This is a genomic window from Pseudomonas sp. WS 5410, from assembly GCF_012985645.1.
GTDB lineage: Bacteria > Pseudomonadota > Gammaproteobacteria > Pseudomonadales > Pseudomonadaceae > Aquipseudomonas > Aquipseudomonas shahriarae.
This window is the reverse complement of record NZ_JAAQWS010000014.1, coordinates 142,339-163,733: the sequence shown is the minus strand read 5'-3', so window position 1 is coordinate 163,733 and position 21,395 is coordinate 142,339. Positions and strand designations below refer to the sequence as shown.

Here is a 21,395-nt window from a genome sequence, read left to right as displayed (position 1 = left end):
CGTATTCACGAGGATTCACGTTGAAAGCCCGATCCGATGAGCTACAGATCTTCGTCTGCGTGATTGAATGCGGTTCGATTTCCGCTGCCGCCGAACAAGTCGGGCAGACGCCTTCGGCGGTCAGCCGCACTTTGTCGCGGCTCGAAGCCAAGCTCGACACCACCCTGATCAACCGCACCACGCGGCGCATGGACCTGACCGAAGAGGGCAAGTACTTTTTCGAGCAGGCCAAGCTGATCCTGGAGCAGATGGACGAGCTGGAAGAGCGCCTGTCGTCACGGCAGAAAACCCCGTCCGGGCGCTTGCGGATCAACGCCGCCTCGCCGTTCATGCTGCATGCCATCGTGCCGTACGTCGCCGAGTTCCGCCGCCTGTACCCGGATATCCAGTTGGAGCTCAACAGCAACGACCTGATCATCGACCTGCTGGAACAGAGCACCGACATTGCTATCCGCATCGGTGCTCTGGCGGACTCGACCCTGCATGCTCGCTCCCTGGGCTGCAGCCCGCTGCATATCCTCGCCAGCCCGGCGTACCTTGAGCAGCACGGCACGCCAACCACAGTGGCGGACCTGGCCAATCACACCTTGCTCGGCTTTACCCAGACCGAAACCCTCAACCACTGGCCGCTGCGCCATGTGCAGGGCGACCGCTGGCAGATCGAGCCGGGCATTGCCGCGTCCAGCGGGGAAACCCTGCGCCAACTGGCGTTGGAGGGGCAGGGGATTGCCTGCCTGTCGCACTTCATGACCATCGAAGACATCAACGCCGGCCGCCTGCAGTCGATCCTGGCGCCGTTCAACAGTGGCTATCGCCAACCGATCAACGCGGTGTACTACCGCAACTCGCAGTTGGCCCTGCGTATCCAGTGCTTTTTGGACTTTATCCAGGAAAAGCTCGCGCGCTACGCCTGTTGACCGGCTCCTACTGGTCCGGTGTGGTGGTTTTCCGTACCATCGCCCCCTCATTTCCCGCAACGCCCCCGGTAAACCCATGAAGCTCTCTCGTCTGCGCGCCGACGCCCTGGCCGGACTCACCACGTCTTTTGCCTTGTTGCCCGAATGCATCGCCTTTGCCCTGGTGGCCCACCTCAACCCGCTGATGGGCCTGTATGGCGCTTTTATCATCTGCACCCTGACCGCGTTGTTCGGCGGCCGGCCGGGGATGGTCTCGGGGGCGGCGGGGTCGATGGCGGTGGTGATCGTCGCGCTGGTGGTGCAACACGGCGTGGAGTACCTGCTGGCGACGGTGTTGCTCGGCGGTCTGATCATGATTGCCTTCGGCCTGCTGCGCCTGGGCAAGCTGGTGCGCATGGTGCCGCACCCGGTGATGCTCGGTTTCGTCAACGGCCTGGCGATCATCATCGCCCTGGCGCAACTGGAGCATTTCAAGAGCGGTGAGACCTGGCTCAGCGGCACGCCGTTGTATGTGATGACGGGGTTGGTGGTGGCGACCATGGCCATCGTCTACCTGCTGCCCCGCCTGACCCGCGCGGTACCACCGGCGCTGGTGGCGATTCTCGGTGTGGGGCTGGCGGTGTACCTGCTGGGCTTGCCCACCCGCACGCTGGGCGATATGGCCCATATCGCCGGCGGCCTGCCGACTTTTGCCCTGCCGCAGATCCCCTGGACCCTGGAAACCCTGGGCATCATCGCGCCTTACGCTTTCCTGATGGCCATGGTCGGGCTGCTGGAAACCCTGTTGACCCTCAACCTCACCGACGAAATCACCGAGACCCGTGGTTACCCCGACCGCGAAAGCGTGGCCCTGGGCGCGGCGAATATGGTCAGTGGGGTGTTTGGCGGCATGGGCGGCTGCGCGATGATCGGGCAGACGGTGATCAACCTCAGCTCGGGCGGGCGCGGGCGTTTGTCCGGGGTGTTTGCCGGGGTGATGATCCTGCTGTTTATTTTGTTCCTGTCGCCGCTGATCGAGCGCATTCCCCTGGCAGCGCTGGTGGGGGTGATGTTTGTGGTGTCCCAGCAGACCTTTGCCTGGGCGTCGCTGCGGGTGATCAACAAAGTGCCGCTCAATGATGTGCTGGTGATCATCGCGGTGACGGTGATCACGGTGTTCACCGACCTGGCCACGGCGGTGCTGTGCGGGATTGTGATTGCCGCGCTCAACTTTGCCTGGCAGCAGGCGCGGGAGTTGTACGCCGATGAACATCTGGAGGCCGATGGCAGCAAGCTCTACCGGCTGCACGGCACCCTGTTCTTTGCCTCGACCACACCCTTTCTGAACCAGTTCGACCCGGCCAACGATCCGGCCCAGGTAACGCTGGATTGCCGTCACCTGAGTTTTGTCGACTATTCAGCGATTGCCGCGCTGATGACCCTGCGCGAACGCTACAGCAAGGCCGGCAAGCACCTGCGGGTGCTGCATTTGTCGGAGCGCTGCAAGAAGCTGCTCAAGCGCGCGCGAGTGCAGCACGACTGATCCTGCAGGTGTAGGCGAGGGGGTTATGGGCCGACGAGGTTTTCCAGTTCATCGGCGCGGGTCTGGGTCATGTCCAGCACACAACCCGAGCCGTTGACCTGGTCAATACTGCCGCCGGTCGCGGAGCCGGCGAAGGCGCAATTGGCATCCCGGTATTTGATCCACAGGCGCTGTACATCTTGCAGTTGCTGCTTGCGCGGGCCTTGCTGGGCCTGCAGTGCGGTTTGGTAGGCGCTGTTCAGGCGCTTGTCCTGCACCTTGGTTTCCTGGGCGTTGCAGCCGACCATCGCGGCCGTGGTGTTGGCGGCGTCCAGGCACTTTTGCAGGGCCGGGCTGCTGTCGGCGGCCGTTGCGGTGCCGGACAAGGCCAGCAGTAACGCGCTGAGGGCAAGGTTTCTACGGTTCATGACGGGCTTCCTGAGGATGATTCGGTGTGCAATCTGAGACCGGACAGTGGCCGTTGAGTTTCCCGCATTGGGCCCGGCCTGCATGTAAGAACGATCCCCTGATTTTCATCCTGAGTCTGCGGGCATGTCCCAAAGCGACAGCGCTTATCTGTGGGCGAAAATTACTTTCATAAAATTTGAAAATACTCCTCGGCAATGATTTATGAGTTTCACAACCAATTCGACGTGACCCTTTCCGAGGAGTACCGCATGGCCGCATCACCGGGCGTCTGGCTGTTGGCATACGCTGCCATCGCCATCATTGCATTGATCGTGCTGATTGCACGTTACCGGCTCAACCCGTTTATCGTCATCACCCTGGTGTCCATCGGCCTGGCGCTGCTGGCCGGGATGCCGGCGGATACGATCATGGGTTCCTACGAGGCGGGGGTTGGCAAGACCCTGGGGCATATCGCGCTGGTGGTGGCCCTGGGCACCATGCTCGGCAAGATGATGGCCGAGTCCGGCGGCGCCGAGCAGGTGGCGCGCACCCTGATCAACCGTTTCGGCGAGCGCAATGCCCACTGGGCCATGGTGTGCATTGCCTTCCTGGTGGGGCTGCCGCTGTTTTTCGAGGTCGGTTTTGTATTGCTGGTGCCGATTGCCTTTACCGTGGCCCGGCGCGTGGGCGTGTCGATCCTGATGGTCGGTTTGCCGATGGTCGCCGGCCTGTCGGTGGTGCATGCCCTAGTGCCGCCACACCCGGCGGCAATGATGGCGGTGCTGGCGTATAACGCCTCGGTCGGGCAAACCGTGTTGTATGCGATTTTGATCGGCATCCCCACCGCGATCATCGCCGGCCCGGTGTACGCCAAGTTCATCGTGCCGCGCATCCACCTGCCCGCCGAAAACCCGCTGGAACGCCAGTTTATCGAGCGCGAACCGCGCACCCGCCTGCCGAGCTTCGGCCTGACCATGGGCACCATCCTGTTGCCAGTGGTGCTGATGATGATCGGCGGTTGGGCCAACCTGATCTCCACGCCCGGCAGCGGCTTCAACCAGTTCCTGTTGTTTATCGGGAACTCGGTGATCGCCTTGCTGTTGGCGACCCTGGTCAGCTTCTGGACCCTGGGCCTGGCCCAGGGCTTCAACCGCGAGTCGATCCTCAAGTTCACCAACGAGTGCCTGGCGCCGACCGCCAGCATCACCCTGCTGGTGGGCGCGGGCGGCGGCTTGAACCGGATCCTGGTGGACGCCGGCGTGACCCATGAAATCCTCGGCATGGCCAACGCCTTCAACCTGTCGCCGCTGGTGATGGGCTGGTTGTTTGCCGCGCTGATGCGCATCGCCACCGGCTCGGCCACCGTGGCCATGACCACCGCGTCGGGCGTTGTCGCCCCGGTGGCCCTGGGCCTGGGTTATCCACACCCGGAATTGCTGGTGCTGGCGACCGGTGCCGGTTCGGTGATCTTTTCCCACGTCAACGACGGCGGCTTCTGGCTGATCAAGGAATACTTCAATATGACGGTGATCCAGACCTTCAAGACCTGGACCGTACTGGAGACTTTGATTTCGCTGGTCGCCTTCGGTCTGACCTACGGCCTGTCTCTTGTTTTATGAGCCTCATCCTGTAACCCGGAGACCCCATGGACATCCTCTACCAGATCCGCGCCCGCCAGGATTCCTTCAGCGCTGGCGAAGGGCGTATCGCCCGGCTGATGCTCGATGATGTGGGTTTTGCCGCATCCGCCAGCCTGGAAGAGTTGTCCCAGCGGGCCGAGGTCAGCACCGCGACCTTGTCGCGCTTTGCCCGCAGCGTCGGCTGCCGTGATTTGCGCGACCTGCGCCTGCAACTGGCCCAGGCCAGCGGTGTGGGCAGTCGCTTCCTCGACCCGGCGGGGTTGCCCGAGCAGTCGGCGTTTCATCGGCAGATCCTCGGCGATATCGAAGGGACGCTGCGCCAGCACCTGTCCGGCTTCAATCAGGCCAGTTTTGTCGATGCGGTGAACCTGCTGGGCAAGGCGCGGATGATCCACGCCTTTGGCATGGGCGGCCCCTCGAGCCTGTGCAGCGAAGAGTTGCAGGTGCGGCTGGTGCGCCTGGGCTATCCGATTGCCGCCTGCCGCGATCCGGTGATGATGCGGGTCACGGCCGCCACATTGAGTGCCGAGCACGCCCTGATTGTCTGCTCCCTGACCGGCCTCACGCCCGAACTGCTGGGTGTGGTGGAACTGGCTCGCAACTATGGCGCACGGATTGTCGCTATCACCCTGGCCGACTCGCCGCTGGCGCAGTTGGCCGACGTGCTGCTGCCGCTGCAACCGGCCGAAACCAGTTTTATCTACAAACCCACGGCGGCGCGCTACGGCATGCTGCTGGCCATTGATTTGCTCGCCACTGAACTGGCCCTGGCCATGCCGGACGACAACCAGGAACGCCTGCGCCGGATCAAGCTGGCCCTGGACGACTATCGCGGCGGCCCTGACAGCCTGCCGCTTGGAGATTGAGATGAAGTACCACACGCTGATTCGCCAGGCGCTGATCATTGATGGCAGCAACACGCCGGGGTATCTCGCTGACGTGGGGCTGCGCGCGGGGCGTATCGAGAAGATCGGCGACTTGTCGGCGGCCCAGGGCGAGCATGAAATCCAAGCCGATGGGCGTGTACTGGCGCCGGGTTTTATCGACGTCCACACCCACGATGACACGGTGGTGATCCGCCAGCCGCAGATGCTGCCCAAGCTCAGCCAGGGCGTGACCACGGTGATCGTCGGCAACTGCGGCATCAGCGCCTCGCCGGTCAGCTTGCGTGGCGATCCGCCAGACCCGATGAACCTGCTGGGTAATGCCGAGGCGTTTGCCTATCCGCGTTTCCTCGATTACCGCGCGGCGGTGGAAAACGCTCACCCGGCCCTCAACGTCGCAGCATTGATTGGCCATACCGCTTTGCGCAGCAACCATATGGACGAACTGCACCGCACCGCCACCGCCACCGAAATCGCGGCGATGCGCGAGCAACTGCAGGAAAGCCTCGAAGCGGGCGCCCTCGGCTTGTCCACCGGCCTGGCCTACGCCAGCGCGTTCAACGCCGACACCGACGAAGTGCTGCAATTGAGTGAAGAACTGACGGCGTTTGGCGCGGTGTACACCACCCATCTGCGCAGTGAATTCGAACCGGTGCTGGAGGCCATGGACGAGGCGTTTCTGATCGGCCGCCATGCCCAGGCACCGGTGATTATTTCCCACCTCAAATGTGCCGGCGCCGGCAACTGGGGGCGCAGCCCGCAATTGCTGGCGTCCCTGGAGCAGGCGGCGAAGACCCATCCGGTGGGCTGCGATTGTTATCCCTATGCCGCCAGTTCCTCGACCCTGGACCTCAAGCAAGTCACCGATGCCTTCCGCATCACCATCACCTGGTCCACGCCGTACCCGGAAGTGGGCGGGCGTGACTTGCAGGACATCGCCGCCGAGTGGGGGGTATCCCTGCTGGACGCTGCCCGTCGCCTGCAACCGGCGGGGGCGGTGTACTACGGAATGGATGAGGCCGATGTGCAACGCATCCTTGCCCATCCGCTGTCGATGGTGGGCTCCGACGGCTTGCCGGAAGACCCGTTCCCCCATCCGCGCTTGTGGGGCGCATTCCCGCGGGTACTCGGACATTTCAGTCGTGACCTGGGACTTTTCCCGCTGCACACAGCGGTACACAAAATGACCGGCTTGTCGGCCGCGCGCTTTGGCCTGGCCGAGCGCGGGGAAATCCGCGAGGGGCATTGGGCCGACCTGGTGCTGTTCGACCCGTTGCGGGTAAGGGATGTAGCGGACTTCAAGGACCCGCAACGTGCCGCCGAGGGCATTGATGGGGTGTGGGTCAATGGTGTGTTGAGCTACTGCGACGGGCAGGCGAACGGCCAGCGGGCGGGGCGCTTCCTGGCGCGCAGTGGTGATTTGCGGCGGGGTTTTGCCCAGGTGTGACAGGCCATGAGGTGTGTCAGATTGTGCTCAATGAGGGCTTACAAAACGCAGGTTGTGGCTGTGGGAGCGCTGTCTAAGATGGACGGGACTTCTTACGGAGAGCCTGTATGCACAATCAATATGAAGCGTCAGTCATTTCGGTAACCCATCCATCTTCACTGCCTCGGTGCGCGTCGGTGACCATACGGGCGAAGCTAATGTGCCAGCCGCCAACACGCTGGCCACCTTTCCTTTTCCCCGGGATATGATCAAAGGCTGGATCCAGGAAAAAGTCTGGAACCTGACCCATCAATGGATCGACCCTGACAAGGTCTACCTGCATAAATTCTCGTCCGCCAACAGCACGCACAGCAGTGGCGCGGTGACCGGCTGGGCGCATAGCGGCACGCCCGAGTCCTCCATGACCCTCACCGAGGCGGTCGCCAGCGATTTCTTTTCGGCACAGCGCTATGGCACCGCCGGCAGGGCCCACGGTTGAATCCAGCCTCGACTGGCGTTCACAGCACGCTCGCCTTGGGGTAGGGTGGTGGCCTGACAACAGGACGTTTTGTGGATTTGGAGAGCCTTATGCAGTTAGGAAAAGTCACCCCCATCCTGCGGATTTTCGACGAGGCCAAGGCGCTGGAGTTCTACGTCGACTTCCTGGGATTCAAGGTAGATTGGCAGCATCGGTTCGAAGCGAATTTTCCGTTGTACCTGCAAGTGTCGCTGGGCGAGTGCGTGCTGCATCTATCCGAGCACCATGGCGACGCCTCGCCGGGCGCGGCGGTGCGGATCCAGGCACCAGGGGTGGATGGGTTCCAGCAGCAATTGCAGGCCAAGAATTATCGCTTTGCCAAGCCGGGCGTGGAGGAAACACCCTGGGGCTCGCGGGAGATGAGCATCAAGGACCCGTTTGGTAATCGGCTGGTGTTTGTCGAGGAAGGCCAGGCCTGATCGACAAATGGCAGGGCATCAGCCGCTGTTTGTCACACCTCGTGGTGAATGGCCTGCGTGTTTAGCACGTCTGGCGATTCCTGCGAGACAGCTTCGATGACCGTCAAGGCCTGAGAAGTGGAGCCGCCCCGGTTTCGGCCGGGGCGGCTTTTTGTTTACACCCGGAAATGGCTGACCATCTGCTGCAACTGGCTGCCCAGTCGTGCCAGTTCGACGCTGGACTTGGCGGTCTCGTCGCTAGCCGTTGCGGTCTGCTCCGACACATCACGCACATTGACGATGCTGCGGCTGATTTCTTCGGCCACGGCGCTTTGCTGTTCGGCGGCGGCGGCGATCTGTTGGTTCATCGACTGGATGTTCGACACCGTGCGGGTGATGTTCTCCAGGGAGACGCCGGCCTTGCGGGTCAGTTCGACGCTGCTGTCGGTCAGGCTGCGGCTGTTGTTCATCACCGTGGCCACTTGCTGGGTGCCGTTCTGCAAACCGGCGACCAGGCCTTCGATTTCTTCGGTGGACTTCTGCGTGCGCTGGGCCAGGCCGCGGACCTCGTCGGCGACCACGGCAAACCCGCGGCCGGCTTCACCGGCACGTGCGGCTTCGATGGCGGCGTTGAGCGCCAGCAGGTTGGTCTGTTCGGCCACGGCCTTGATCACGTCCATCACACTGCCGATCTTGTTGCTCTCTTGTTGCAGGTGCGCCATGGCGTCGGTGGAACGCGCCACTTCGTCGGCCAGGCGTTCGATCTGGGCGATGGCTTCGGCCACCACCTTGTCGCCTTCGCGGGCCTGGCCATCGGCGGTGGATGCGGCCTGGGAAGCCTGTTCGGCGTTGCGCGCCACTTCCTGCACGGTGGCGGTCATCTCATGCATCGCGGTGGCCACTTGATCGGTCTCGATCTTCTGGCTGTTGACCCCGGCGCTGGTCTGCTCGGTCACGGCCGACAGCTCTTCGGCAGCGCTGGCGATCTGCGTGACGCCGTCGCGGATACCGGAAATCAGCTCGCGCAAGGTGCTGCCCATGCGCTGGATGCCTTGTTGCAGCACGCCCAGCTCATCGCGGCGGGTCACCTGGATGTTGTGGCTCAGGTCTCCGGAAGCGATGCGCTCGACCACCGCCAGGGTTTCCTGCAGCGGGCGGGTGATCTGCCGGGTGATGACCAGCGCGGCGATAATCCCCACCAACAGCGCGAGCACGGTGCTGATCAGTTGCAGGCTGCGGGCCTGGACGCTTTCGGCGTCGCGGCGTTGCAGTTGGATGTCATACAACGCTTCGCTGCGCGACACGATATCGGCGCCCTGCACAGTCATTTCCTGGCGGGCGAGAACGATATTGGCGTTGGCGGCTTTATACGCCTGCAGCGCAGTGCGGTAGGCGCCCAGGGCGTTTTCCAGGGCGGTCAGCTCGGCTTGCTGGGCTTCACCGAACACGTTCTTCAAGCCTTTGAGGCCATTGATTGCCGATTCGATTTGCGCTTCTGCACGGGCTTCGGTGTCTGGGTTGACGTTACCGGTGTAGCCGCGCACTTCATAGCGCGCCACTTGGAACTCTTCCTTGGCGTGGTTGACGGCTTCGTACTGGGCGAAGCGCTCACTGCTTTCAGGCATCTGCCGCACGCTGCGGTCCAGGGCTGCAATCACCAGGCCGGCGGCGTCGGCGCGTTCGCCCATGGTCTGGCGTGCGGCGTTCCCGTTGCGGTAGGCCTCGCGCATTTTGTTCAGCGACTGCCGGTAGGCGGTGATGGTGTCTTTCTGCTCGTTGAGCAGCTTGAGGTTTTCCGGGCTCTTGAAGCTGTTGACCAACTGTTGCTGCTGCGCGGCAAAACTGTCGAGGGTGGTCTGCACATTCTGCGCCACGGCTTCGTCGCCGTTGGCGAGCATGTACTGCAGGCGCACGATGCGCAGTTTGGTCAGCGATGAATTGAGCTGGGTGATGTCGCTCATCCAGTTGCTGCGGTCGATCAGGCTGCCCAGGCTGGTCCAGCCGGTGAGTGCGAGGATCGAGGTGAGCACGAGCACCAGGCCAAAGCCCAGGCCCAGTTTCAAGTTGACGCTGATGTTGCCAAACCATGTATTCATCGAATTCCTCCAGGAACAGATTGCGTGTACATCAGTTGCTGGAAGGTCGCCCAGCCGATGGATAGTCTGGGGATATCGGCAGGCAGGGCGAGAGCTGAAACGGTTTTTTAATCAATGTGGGATTCGTGGATGAGTGGTCACTTTTGAAAAGCTGACTTCCCTTTGTGGCGAGCGGGGCTTGCCCGCGTTGGGGGAGGAGTAGCGCCCCCCAGGAGAGGGGACTGCTGCGCAGTCCAACGCGGGCAAGCCCGCTCGCCACAACAAGCCCGCTCGCCACAACACGGCCGCTGGTCAGGGGGATCAGCTTGTGGGCAGGATGCTCAGGACCAGGCACGACGCCGCATCCCGGCTCAAGTGCAGGCGATTGTGCGCAATGCGCGGATGGCTGGCCTGGCCCTCGTTCTCGCCGCTGTTAGGGTTGACGTCGAAGCGCGGGAAATTGCTACTGGAAATGTCCAAGCGCAGGCGATGGCCTTGTTTGAACAGATTGCAGGTGGCAAATGGCTCGATGTTTACCTTCACCCGCTCGCCGGGTGTCAACGGTCTGGGCTGCTCCCAATCGTCGCGATAGCGGCAGCGGTGGATGCCGTCGGTGATGTTCATCGCAAAGCCTTCCGGGTAAGCGGCGCTCGGCGGGTAGACATCCACCAGCTTGGCGGTGAAGTCGGTGTCCGGCGCGTCGCTGTCGATCCACAGCTCGATCTGCACCGTCCCGGCGACGATCAGGTCTTCGCTCAGGGGCGCGGTCTGAAAGCTCAGCACATCGTCGCGCTCGCACAGGGGGCGATTGTCACCCCGGGTGCCAAAAAAGTCCGGGCGTTCACGCTGGTCGAAGGCGCCGCCGACAAAAATCGGCGCGCCGGATGTCAACGCACCGCCCACGGTCGGCACCGGGTTGGCCGGGTCGGCGTAGTAACCCAACACAGCTTCGTCAGCGCTGGGCGCAACCTCGGTCAGTTGCCGTTGCGCATCCAGGTACAAGGTCAGCGACTGGGTGCCAGGCAGTGGCCATTGCTCGCCCTGCAGCCAGCGACCGCCATGTTGCAGGCGGCCCTGCTCATCCGGCAAACCGCTGCCACCGCCCATCAAGAACACCTGCACCTGGGCTGCCGGTGGCTGCGTCCCGGGCTTGAGGGATTGCTCGAACCATTGCAGGCGGCAACTCAACCAATCCTGCGCCACCTGGCCGTCAAACGCGGCCTGGGCGCCGAACTCCACATCGCCGCTATGGCTGATATTGCGGTCACCGTGCAACCACGGCCCCATGATCAACCGTTGCGGCGCGCTGCTGGCGCGGTTGAAGGCGGTGTAGTTGGCCAGGGTCGAGCTGACATAAGCGTCGTACCAACTGGACATGAACAGCACCGGAATATCCGGCAAGCGCCCGTAGTGACCTTCGGCATAAATCCCCGACTTCTGCCAGTAGGGGCCGAAGGTGCCCTGGGCCCATTGCTCCAGCAAATAGGCTTCGTACTCGGGCACATGACGCAACGGCGATTGGCCCGCCTGCCAGGGCATGCGGCGGAACCATTCATGGATGTCTTCGTCTTCCAGCGCCTGGCGCACCTGCGGGTCGGCCAGGGCGAGCGGGCTTTCTTTGGCCTGGCGAAACGCCCAGGTGGCCTGCTTGAGTTCAAACGCACCGCCCTGGCGAATCCCGCATTGGTAGGCGTTGGCGAAGCCGCCGCTGTCGAGCACCATGCTGCTCAGGCCCGGCGGATGCAGGCAGGCCATCGCCAGTTGGGTGTGGGCCGCGTATGACAGGCCCATGCTGCCGATCTTGCCGTTGCACCATGGCTGGCGAACGATCCAGGCCAGGGTGTCGAAACCGTCTTCGCCCTCGGCGGTGTACTTGGTGAACACCCCTTCGGAAGCGTAGCGCCCGCGACAATCCTGGAAGATCGCGACAAACCCCTGGGCGGTAAAACGCGCCGCCATTTGCTCGCGGGAGATGTGCTGGCCGTCGAGCTGTTTTTCCGAGCGCGACGGTTTGCACTTGTCATAGGGTGTACGTTCGATCACCACCGGATACGGCCCTTCGCCGCCCGCCGGCAGGTAGATATCGGTGGCCAGGTGGATGCCGTCGCGCATGGCGATCATCTGGTTGTGCAGGGTTTGCATAGGTAAAACACTCATCGACTCAGTATCCGGTTTGCACGGCAATGGCCAGCAGCACCATCGCCAGTACCGCATAGATCAGGAACAGCGGCAGAATGTAGCGCGCCCATTGGCCCCAGCCGACGTTGGCGGTGGCCAGCAGCACCAGCAGGCCGCTGGAGGTCGGGGTGATCATGTTGGTCAGGCCGTTGCCCATCAAAAAGGCAAACACTGTGGTTTGCGGGCTGACGCCGGACAACTGGCCCAGTGGCCCGAAGATCGGCATGGTCACCGCGGCCTGGCCGGAGGTGGAGGGGATCAGCACGTCCAGCCCCAGTTGTGCGAAGAACATGCCGTAGGCCGAGACCACCGGCCCGTGGTCGCCCACCAGGTTGGCCAGGCTGTTGACGATGGTGTCCAGTACCTGTCCGGTGCTGAGGATGATTTCCACGGCGGTCGCCAGGCCGATCAGGACGCCGGCGATCAGCACCTTCTTCATGCCATCGACAAACGCGCTGGCGGCAGTGCTCGCGGCCAGGCCGGCGATCACAGCGAAGGCCACGGTCAGCAGCAGGTAGAACGCCGACAGCTCATGGTATTTCCAGCCCCAGCGGTTCGAGGCATACACCAGGAAGCCGATGCCGCCGCCCAGCACCAGCAGGTTCAGCAGGTGGCGAATCGGCAGGGGTTTGCTTTCGAAGGTGATCTGCGCGCTGGCATCAAAGCCGTGCTTGCGAATGCTCCACAGCACAAACGCGATACCCACCAGCAGGAAGGTGCAATAGGCCGCGACGCGCATGCTCAAGCCGCTGAAGATCGGCAGGCCGACCATCGGCTGGGCCACGGACAAGGCCACCGGGTTGGAGATGGACGCCAGGTAGCCGATCTTCACCGAGATGGTGACGATGGCCAGGCCAATCAGGTTCGACAGCCCCAGGCGGTTGGCCATGGCCACCATCAACGGCACGATCAGGATGAATTCCTTGGCCAGCCCCATAAAGGTACTGCCAGCGGAAAACACCAGCATCAGGCTCGGCACCAGCACGTAGATATTGCCTCGTGTCATGCCTAGCAGGCGCTCCAGCCCGGCGTCGATCACCCCGGCCTTGTTCAGCACGCCGAACATGCCGCCGATGAACAGCACCATGAAAATCAACGCCGCACGCTTTTCGATGCCTTGGGGAATGGCCATGAAACCTTCCACCAACGATACCGGTCGGGCCGTTGTGTCGCCGGCCTTGCGGGGTTCCAGGGAGAACAGTTGGCTGAAGGAGTCCTGCTTTTCCAGCACCTGATACGAGCCCGGCACCACCAGGCCATTCTGGCGCTGGAACTTGCCGGCATTCACCGCGTAGGTGAAGGCGACGGCGAGCAGGACGATACTCAGCAGAATGATCGCCGGGTTGATTTGCTTGCGTTGCACGGGTTTGTCTGCGGCCGCCTCGGTGGGCGACGGGGTACGGAGGATCTGCGGTTCGGTCATGCTGGCGGCCCCGGCGCGGCCCCCGTCTGAGCGGGGTGCGTGCGCTGTTATTGTTGTGGGTAGTGACGCTTGGTTGGGCGGACACTAGGGCATCGCGCGCAGGCCCACAACGTTATGCGTGGTGCGGGTTGGGGTATGCGTTTTACGCAGCGCTCGGGATGCCGAGAGGGGATTCTGGTCTCCGACCGCGCAGAGGGTTACGGGATTTTCGCAATGGGATTCAGGCGCTGCTTGAGGTGCTTGGCAAATGCCGTTACCAACTGCGGGCGCGGCTCGTCGGCACGAAATGCCAGGCCAAATTCATAGGGCAATGCGGGGCGAAACGGCCGGCTGACAATCGGCAGGTGCATGAAGTGGCTGGCCAGCAAGCCATTGACGATCGACACCCCCAGGCCTTCGGCGACAAAGCTGCAGGCGGCGCCCACCGAGTGCACTTCGACCCGTACCTGGGGTGTCAGGTTGGCGGCGCGGAACATCTGGTTCAACTCGGTACGCACCGCCCGTTGCCGGCCCAGCATCACCAACGGCACATTGCGCAGATGCTGCACCTCGATGAACGGGTGGCGGCTCAGTGGATGGTCGGCCGGCATCACGCACACGCCTTCGGTGTGCAGTACCGGCTCGATATCAAAGTCGGGGATCTCGGTGGGCAGGCGCACAAAACCCAGGTCGGCGGAGCGGTCCAGCACGGCGCGCTCGATCATGTCGTAGGAACCGGTCAGCAGTTCGACCACGGTGTCGTCATGGTCCTTGAGAAAGTCCGCAACAATACGCGGCAACAATTCCTGGGTCATGCTGGTGGGTACGCCGACTTTTAGCAGGCTTTTGCGCGAGCGGCCGACGCGCATTTCATCCGCCAGACGCTGGATCCGTTGCATGCCGTCCACCAGGCCGGCGACTTCGGTGAGCAGTTCCTCGGCCTCTGGCGTGGCCATCAACCGGCCCTTTTTGCGCAGGAACAGGGCAAACCCCAGGGCGTCTTCCAACTGGCTCAACAGGCGGCTGACCGCAGACTGCGACAAGCCCATACGGGTGGCTGCGCCGATGGTCGAGCCGGTGGACATGATTGCCTTGAAGGCTTCGAGTTGCTTGAGATTCACCGTGGATTTCCTGTCGAAGGGCGGCTTTGCGCATAGCGTCATGCGCTTCTCGCATAACGTTGTGGGGCGTTCGGCAAGCCGTTAGTGTCCGCCCCAATGTGACCTGGCGTCCAGCCTGGCACACGGAGCAACTGCCCATAAAAATCGACAATACGGCATTGAGGAAACAGTTATGCGTGAGCTTTTCACCAGGGGTGGCGTGGTCACCGTCGGGGTGCTGGCGAGTCTGTCGCCGTCGCTGATGGCCCAGGGGTTCTGGGAGGATTCCCATGGCAAGCTGACCCTGCGCAATTACTATTTCAACGACGGTTATCGCGACGGTGGCGAGGACCGCAAGGAATGGGCGCAAGGCTTTTTGCTCAACCAGCAGTCGGGCTACACCGAGGGCACCGTCGGCTTTGGCCTGGATGCCCAGGGGCTGTCGGGGATCAAGCTCGACTCCAGCCGCACCCACGCCGGCACCGGTTTGTTGCCGGTCCACGATGATGGGCGCGCCGCCAATGAATTCTCCAGCCTCGGCGTGACCGCAAAAATGCGCATCGGCGCTGCCGTGGTGAAAACCGGCACCTTGCTGCCCAAGATCCCGGTACTGGTGCATAACGACGGGCGCCTGCTACCCCAGACATTTCGCGGCACCCAGATCGAATACACGGGCATCCGCAACCTGTACCTGCACAGCGGGCACCTGGATCAATTCAAACTGCGTAACTCCAGCGACAGCGTGGATATTTATCCACAGGGCTACAGCGGCAAAAAGGGCAGCGACTTCGATTTCGCCGGCGCCACCTATGCCTTCACGCCTACGCTCAGTGGCACCTGGTACTACGGGGAAATGCGCGAGTTCTATCGCCAGCAATTCCTCGGCCTGGTGCATAAGCAGCCGTTGGGCGCGGGGAGCCTGACCAGTGACTTGCGCTACTTCATCAGCAATGAGGCCGGCGAGGCGCGTAACGGCAAGGTCGACAGCGACATGTTCAGTGGTCTGTTCACCTATCGGCTGGGGCCACAGGCGTTGGGTGTGGGCTACCAAAAGGTCAGTGGCGACACCGCGCTGCCCTATGCCAGCGTGTCCACCGTGTACTCGTTCAGCAACGCCGGGGTCGGCAAGTTTATCCAGGCCGGTGAGCAAACCTGGATGCTGCGCTATGACTACGATTTTGCCGCTGTGCTGCCGGGCCTGAGCTTTATGACCCGTTACTACAAGGGCCAGAACGGCGACTTCAAGGGCCGCGAAGCCCGCGAGTGGGAGTCCGACACTCACCTGCGCTATGTGATCCAGGACAGCACCCTCAAAGGCCTGGGCGTGGAGTTGCGCAAGGCCACCTACCGTTCCACCTATGCCAGTGACCGCGATAACTACCGGGTCTACCTGACGTACGATTTGGCGCTTTGGTAGGCCTTACTGTTCGACAAAGGAGTAGGGCCGGCTGCCCACGGTGATCTGCTTGAGAGCGGTGACCGGGGTGGTCAGTTGCTCAATGCGGTCCAGCAACGCCAGGTTGCCCGGCCTGGCATCGAGATAGGCACGCAGTTGTGCCTCGGTCTGCAGGATCGGCAAGTTGTTCTGGGTGTAAAAAACGGTGGCGCCGGCCACACGCTCGTTGGGCTGGTACAGCACCACCCTGTGGCCTTGGGCCTGAAATGCCTGGATTTGGCGGGTCAGCGGTACAAAGGACTCACGCCGGTCGGCCTTGGGCGCATACCAGAGAGCAGCGCCCAGGTAGCAGGCAATCACCACGGCAAACACGCCGTTGATCAAGCCACGGCGATAGGCGGGCACGCGGCTGAGCAGAACCGCGCCATATTCGGCCGCGAGGACCGCCGCCGCCGGGGTCAGGGCCATCAGATACACGATGCGTTTGCTCGAGGCGAAGGTCAGCAGGGTAAATTGCGCCACCAGCCACAGGCTGAAAAACAGCAGGTACCGATTGCTCGCCAGGCTTTTGCGAAAGTGCCACAGGCCCAGGTACACCAGGATATTCCAAGGCAAAAAGGCCTCGGGCAGTTTGGCCAGGTAGTAGTAGATCGGCTCGTAATGCCCGGCTTCGACGAAGGAGCCGCTGAAACGTCCGACGCTGTTGGTCCACAACACCTCACCGACCGCCTGCATCCCACCCCGTTGATACAGAAACCCCAGCCAGATAAACAGCGGTACCAGCGCCAGTAAGGTGAACATGCCCGGGCGCAGCCATTGGCTGGGCCGCACGCGCTTGTCCAACAGGCTGGTGCAGGCCAGGTAGGCAAAAATCACAATGCCCGGCATCGCCAGGCCCAGCACGCCTTTGCTCAAGGTGGCGATGGCCATCCCCAAGGTAAACAGCAGCCATGTGCCGATATTGGCGCCGGGCTGGGACTCCGGGCGGGTGGCCTGGTAGAAGGCGAGCAGCGCCAGGGTCACGCCGAGGCTGAGCAACGCATCCTCACCCACGCCGCGCACGTTGCTCCAGTAACTGGCCATGGTCGCCAGCACTAGCGCGGCGCCAAACGCCAGGGACGTAGGCCGGCCGAAGCGGCGCAGCATGCCGTACAGCAGCATCACACTGAACAACCCGGCAAACGCCGAGGCCAGTCGTACCGCGCCGGTGCTGGCGCCAAACAGGCGGATCGCCCCGGCATCCAGCCATAGGCTCAGGGGTGGTTTTTCCAGGAAGGGTTCACCGAACAGGCGCGGCACCACCCAGTCGTTATCCAGGTGCATGGCCATGGCAATCCCGGCCACTCGGGCTTCGGTGGAGCCTTGCAACTCGTGATTGCCCAGGGCCACGAAGAACAGCAGACCGGCAAGCAGCAGCAACAGCGGGGCAGGGCGTGTCATGGGGTGAGTTACCGGATGCTAGGGGACAGCGTTGGAGTATACGAAGGCAATCCTTAACGAATTGTGAACGTAGTGCCCGTTGCGGATTGGCCTGCCAGGTGGTCTGGAAGTGGTCGGTTCGCCGCCGCCTTGGAAACCTACCATTGCCGGGTCCCGATCCATCCCGGAACGGGCTTCCGATAGGAGAACGCGATGAGTAACGATCCACAGGCAATCGTGGTCAGGGCAGTGCAACCTGAAGACTATGAGCAATGGCTGCAACTGTGGCTGGCGTACCAGGACTTTTATCAAGTCAGCCTGGATGAGACCACCACCCGCACTGCCTTCAGCCGCTTGCTCGATACCGATGAAGCCATGGCCTGTGCCGTGGCGGTGCAGGGCGATGAGTTGGTGGGGCTGGTGCATGCGCTGTTGCATCGTTCGACCTGGGCGGTCGCCGACTTCTGCTACCTCGAAGACCTGTACGTGGCCCCCACGGTACGCGGCGGCGGTACCGGCAAACTGTTGATCGAATGGGTCCAGCGCTATGCGCAACACCACGGCTGCGCCCGGTTGTACTGGCATACCCAGCAGACCAACAAGCGTGCGCAGAAACTCTACAACTGGATCGCCGAGGACTCGGGCTGCATTGAGTATCGGATGGCTCTGTAACACCCGACGGCAAAGCTCGCCGATATTGCTCGTGGACATATCGGCGGCATCGCACAAAGATGCATGCTTTTTTACCCCTTGGCCAAGTCAATGACCCACAACCTTGAACTGGACACGCTGAAGATCCGCCTGACGGACCCCAAGCTGGCCTCCCTGGATTTGCGTGTGCGGGTGCAGCGCGTGCTGCGTCAGCTGATCCTGGAGGGCATTCTTGCTCCCGGCAGCCGGTTGCCCGCCACGCGTACGTTGGGCAAGTCACTGGGCATTTCCCGGGATACCGTAGAAATGGCCTACGTCCAACTGCAACTGGACGGTTACCTGTGCCGGCGTGAAGGTTCGGGTAGCTACGTTTCCGAGAAGATCGGGCCGAGCCTGCTGGGCGCACGCAAGCGCCAGCCAGTGGTGGCGAACCAGGTTGCGGCGCTGAGTGCCAGGGGTGCGCAGATCCTTGCCAGCGGCGGGGTGACTGACCAGCAGGTGGTCAAGGCGTTTGCCACAGGGCTGCCGGAAACGCGGACCTTCCCTGTGGGCATCTGGGAGCGCCTGCACCGCCAGGCATTGAAGGATTACCGCCCGAACCTGCTGTTGCATGGCGACCCGCAAGGCGCCGAACCCCTGCGCCAGGCCATCGCCGACTACCTGAACCTGGAACGCGGGGCGCGGGTCACGCCGGATCAGGTGCTGGTGCTGTCGAGTACGCGTCAGGCCCTGTATTTGTGCGCACAGGTGCTGGTGGATGAAGGCCAGCCGATCCTGATGGAAGACCCCGGTTACTTCGGCGCCCGCAAGGCGTTTGAAATGGCCCAGCTCAAGGTGGTACCGGTTGCGGTGGACGCCAAAGGCCTGTGTATCGACGCCCTGCGCGCCGACCGCAGCGGCGCCAACGCCGTGTATGTCACGCCGTCCCATCAATACCCCACTGGCGCCACCCTGGCGCTGGAGCGGCGCCTGGACCTGATCGCCTGGGCCGAACAGCGCCAAGGCTGGATTATCGAGGACGACTACGACAGCCAGTTTCACTATGAAGGCTTGCCGACCGCCTGTGTGCAGGGCCTGGACAGCTCCCAGCGCACGATCTACCTCGGCACCTTCAGCAAATCCCTGTACCCCGGCTTGCGCATGGGTTTTATGGTGCTGCCCCGGGAGTTGGTCAAACCCATGACCTACGCCCGCAGCATCCTTGACGGCCATACCCCGCAAATCGCCCAACTGACCCTGGCGCGGTTTATGAACGACGGGCATTTCGGCAGCCATATCCGCGCAATGCGCAAAATCTACGGCGAGCGACGTGATGCCATGGCCGAGGCGGTGGAGCGCCACTTGAGCCATGTGGTCACCGCCAGCTTGCCGCCCGGGGGCTTGCAGTTGCCTTGTGTGCTGCATGAGGGATGGTCGGAGCTGGAGACGATTCGCCAGGCGGCGCGGGTGGGTATCCAGTTGCCGGGCCTGACGCGGCTTTATGCCCGGCCACCGGCACGGGGCGGCTGGCTGCTGGGGTTCTCGGCGCTGACACCCAGTGAAATCGAGAGTGCCAGCCGGCAGTTGGCCAAGGTGCTCAAGAGTGGTCTGGCGCAGGGCGGCGAAGTGGACTGAAAGGGCGGGCCGGTGCTTGTTAGCCTGTGCGGCCTCAACAAAAGGAACGCGCCATGAACCGACCCGCCCCACGCCTACGCCTCGCCGACTACCTGTCCCCCAGCATCAGTGCGCTGATTTCGGTCATCGTCAATTACGCGGGCACCTTTGTCCTGGTGTTCCAGGCTGCCCACCTGGCGCAGTTGAGCGCGGCGCAAACCGCTTCCTGGGTCTGGTCGGTGAGTATCGGCGTGGGCGTGACCGGCGCGTGGTTGAGCTACCGCTACCGCGAGCCGATCATCACGGCGTGGTCGACGCCGGGGGTGGCCTTTCTGGCGACAGTCATGCCGTTTACACCGTATGCCGAAGTGATCGGCGCCTATGTGATGTGTGCCATCGGTTTTATCGTACTGGGCCTGAGCGGAGCGTTTGAGCGCTTGGTGCGGCTGATCCCCGGTGGCATTGCGGCGGGTTTGCTGGCGGGGATTCTCCTGCAATTTGGTGTGGCGGCGTTTGGTGGGGCCAGTGCGGACCCGCTGCTGGTGATTGTTCTGGTGGTGTCCTACGCGGTGCTGCGCCGCTTCACTTCACGGTATGCGATGGTCGGGGTTCTGTTGATTGGCCTGGGGCTGCTGCTCGCCCAACAGCGCCTTGACCTGCAGAGCCTGGAGCTGCAACTGGCCGCCCCGGTGTTTGAAATGCCGCACTTTTCCATCGCGGCGTTTTTTGGCGTGGCCTTGCCGCTGTTCGTGATTACCCTGACCGGGCAATACATCCCCGGCATGCTGGTGCTGCGCAACGACGGGTTCAAGACCAGCGCCAACCCGATCATCACCGTCACCGGGCTGGGGTCTTTGTTGATGGCACCGTTCGGCGCCCACGCGTTCAATGTCGCAGCGATTACGGCGGCGATCTGCACCGGGCGCGATACCCATCAGGACCCGTCCAAACGCTACATCGCCGGGTTGGTGTGTGGGGCGCTGTACATCCTGGTCGGGGTGTTTGGCGTGACGTTGGCAACCTTGTTCATGGTCCTGCCCCGCGCGTTTATCACCACCTTGGCGGGCCTGGCGCTGCTCGGCGCCATCGGTTCAAGCCTGGCCAATGCGATGGCCGATACACGCACCCGGGAAACCGCGTTGATCACCTTTTTGGCAACGGCGGCCAATGTCACGTTGCTGGGCATTGGCGGCGCGTTCTGGGGGCTGGTGGCGGGGTTGCTGGTGCATGGGGTGATTCACGGTGGGCGCCGGGTTGAGACGCGTGCGGCGGGCTAAAGGAGTTCGGCGCGCTTCACCGTGATACCCAACGGGCCACTGCGCTTTTCGACCCTGACCTTGCCACCCGCCCCAAGCGCATCCGGGTGGCAGATTTTTATATGTTTTTCGAGTTCTCGATCGTAGACCTGCAACCCGCTGCACCGCTTGCCGCCGGAGGTGTATTCGTAGCGGGCGATGTAGTCACCCGGTCTTGTGCTGGAAAAAAATACAAGCAATGACAACACGAAAAATTCGGCCACGGCGATAACGGCGAGCGCCGAGATCGCCTCTTCCAGCGAGTCCATTATTGTAAATTTGAGGCGCGGATTCCTGCGCCGCACCCCCATCACAAATGCCACCGCAGCCAAAAGGGGCGATGTCACCAGGCAGATCATCACGCTCAACGTATTGAAGTACACGATGCGGTCGAGCCAGAACACCCATAACCCGATTGTTGCCACGAAAAGTAGTACGCCCAGGCCGACGAGCAGGCGTGTAGAGGTCAGCGGTCTTCTCAATTCAAATGGCTTCCATGCATTGAAGGAAAGGGGTAAACGCGGCAGGCACTGTGTTTGGGTCGGATAAAACAGCAGGGAGTATAAACTTCTAT

18 protein-coding genes are annotated in these 21,395 nt (G+C 62.6%); 11 read left to right on the top strand and 7 right to left on the bottom strand.

Annotated elements, in window-relative coordinates:
- Positions 1 to 20: 20 nt before the first annotated feature.
- On the top strand, positions 21 to 917 hold the full coding sequence (locus tag HBO24_RS20275; RefSeq protein WP_057440214.1) for a LysR family transcriptional regulator: 897 nt from the start codon (positions 21 to 23) through the stop codon (positions 915 to 917).
- A 76-nt stretch (positions 918 to 993) separates the two neighbouring features.
- Positions 994 to 2,439 carry a SulP family inorganic anion transporter gene (locus HBO24_RS20270; protein WP_057440213.1) on the top strand — a complete coding sequence of 482 codons (1,446 nt, stop codon included), beginning with the start codon at positions 994 to 996 and terminating at the stop codon, positions 2,437 to 2,439.
- A gap of 23 nt (positions 2,440 to 2,462) precedes the next feature.
- Here the strand turns inward: HBO24_RS20270 and HBO24_RS20265 are convergent, their stop codons facing one another.
- Positions 2,463 to 2,846, bottom strand: coding sequence for a lysozyme inhibitor LprI family protein (locus HBO24_RS20265; RefSeq protein WP_170060181.1), 384 nt, complete (start codon positions 2,844 to 2,846; stop codon positions 2,463 to 2,465).
- 195 nt (positions 2,847 to 3,041) lie between these two features.
- On the opposite strand from HBO24_RS20265, the gene HBO24_RS20260 reads away from it, so the two are divergent.
- The 5 genes from HBO24_RS20260 (at position 3,042) to HBO24_RS20240 (ending at position 7,733) form a co-directional block, all read left to right on the top strand.
- Complete coding sequence (locus tag HBO24_RS20260) at positions 3,042 to 4,445, top strand: gluconate:H+ symporter (RefSeq protein WP_057440211.1); 1,404 nt, start codon at positions 3,042 to 3,044, stop codon at positions 4,443 to 4,445.
- 26 nt (positions 4,446 to 4,471) lie between these two features.
- Positions 4,472 to 5,332, top strand: coding sequence for a MurR/RpiR family transcriptional regulator (locus HBO24_RS20255; protein ID WP_170060180.1), 861 nt, complete (start codon positions 4,472 to 4,474; stop codon positions 5,330 to 5,332).
- A gap of 1 nt (position 5,333) precedes the next feature.
- Positions 5,334 to 6,797 (top strand): D-aminoacylase, encoded by a 1,464-nt coding sequence (locus HBO24_RS20250; protein ID WP_170060179.1) that lies wholly within the window; start codon positions 5,334 to 5,336, stop codon positions 6,795 to 6,797.
- Positions 6,798 to 6,996: 199 nt separating this feature from the next.
- Entirely contained in the window at positions 6,997 to 7,275 is a 279-nt protein-coding gene (locus HBO24_RS20245; RefSeq protein WP_057440210.1) for a DUF6543 domain-containing protein, read from the top strand.
- An 89-nt stretch (positions 7,276 to 7,364) separates the two neighbouring features.
- A complete protein-coding gene (locus HBO24_RS20240; protein WP_057960612.1) occupies positions 7,365 to 7,733 on the top strand; it encodes a glyoxalase superfamily protein in 369 nt (122 codons plus the stop codon).
- A 155-nt stretch (positions 7,734 to 7,888) separates the two neighbouring features.
- Here HBO24_RS20240 and HBO24_RS20235 read toward each other — a convergent pair whose 3' ends face one another.
- From HBO24_RS20235 to HBO24_RS20220, 4 genes are all read right to left on the bottom strand, one after another.
- Positions 7,889 to 9,808, bottom strand: a complete 1,920-nt coding sequence (locus HBO24_RS20235) for a methyl-accepting chemotaxis protein (protein ID WP_120731518.1) — start codon at positions 9,806 to 9,808, stop codon at positions 7,889 to 7,891.
- A gap of 300 nt (positions 9,809 to 10,108) precedes the next feature.
- A complete protein-coding gene (locus tag HBO24_RS20230; protein ID WP_170060193.1) occupies positions 10,109 to 11,929 on the bottom strand; it encodes a CocE/NonD family hydrolase in 1,821 nt (606 codons plus the stop codon).
- A gap of 19 nt (positions 11,930 to 11,948) precedes the next feature.
- A complete protein-coding gene (locus HBO24_RS20225) occupies positions 11,949 to 13,388 on the bottom strand; it encodes an AbgT family transporter (RefSeq protein ID WP_057440207.1) in 1,440 nt (479 codons plus the stop codon).
- Positions 13,389 to 13,585: 197 nt separating this feature from the next.
- Positions 13,586 to 14,488 (bottom strand): LysR family transcriptional regulator, encoded by a 903-nt coding sequence (locus tag HBO24_RS20220; RefSeq protein WP_170060178.1) that lies wholly within the window; start codon positions 14,486 to 14,488, stop codon positions 13,586 to 13,588.
- 172 nt (positions 14,489 to 14,660) lie between these two features.
- On the opposite strand from HBO24_RS20220, the gene HBO24_RS20215 reads away from it, so the two are divergent.
- Entirely contained in the window at positions 14,661 to 15,884 is a 1,224-nt protein-coding gene (locus tag HBO24_RS20215; protein ID WP_170060177.1) for an OprD family porin, read from the top strand.
- Positions 15,885 to 15,887: 3 nt separating this feature from the next.
- Here HBO24_RS20215 and HBO24_RS20210 read toward each other — a convergent pair whose 3' ends face one another.
- Positions 15,888 to 17,303: a glycosyltransferase family 39 protein gene (locus HBO24_RS20210; RefSeq protein ID WP_170060176.1), complete on the bottom strand. Its 1,416-nt coding sequence runs from the start codon at positions 17,301 to 17,303 to the stop codon at positions 15,888 to 15,890.
- A 192-nt stretch (positions 17,304 to 17,495) separates the two neighbouring features.
- Here HBO24_RS20210 and HBO24_RS20205 point away from each other — a divergent pair, with 192 nt between their 5' ends.
- From HBO24_RS20205 to HBO24_RS20195, 3 genes are all read left to right on the top strand, one after another.
- Entirely contained in the window at positions 17,496 to 17,954 is a 459-nt protein-coding gene (locus HBO24_RS20205) for a GNAT family N-acetyltransferase (RefSeq protein WP_057440203.1), read from the top strand.
- A gap of 90 nt (positions 17,955 to 18,044) precedes the next feature.
- Positions 18,045 to 19,547 carry a PLP-dependent aminotransferase family protein gene (locus HBO24_RS20200; RefSeq protein ID WP_170060175.1) on the top strand — a complete coding sequence of 501 codons (1,503 nt, stop codon included), beginning with the start codon at positions 18,045 to 18,047 and terminating at the stop codon, positions 19,545 to 19,547.
- 53 nt (positions 19,548 to 19,600) lie between these two features.
- Entirely contained in the window at positions 19,601 to 20,803 is a 1,203-nt protein-coding gene (locus HBO24_RS20195; RefSeq protein WP_170060174.1) for a benzoate/H(+) symporter BenE family transporter, read from the top strand.
- On the opposite strand, the gene HBO24_RS20190 is transcribed toward HBO24_RS20195, so the two are convergent.
- Positions 20,800 to 21,303 carry a hypothetical protein gene (locus tag HBO24_RS20190; protein ID WP_115127349.1) on the bottom strand — a complete coding sequence of 168 codons (504 nt, stop codon included), beginning with the start codon at positions 21,301 to 21,303 and terminating at the stop codon, positions 20,800 to 20,802. The genes HBO24_RS20195 and HBO24_RS20190 overlap by 4 nt on opposite strands.
- Positions 21,304 to 21,395 lie beyond the last annotated feature (92 nt).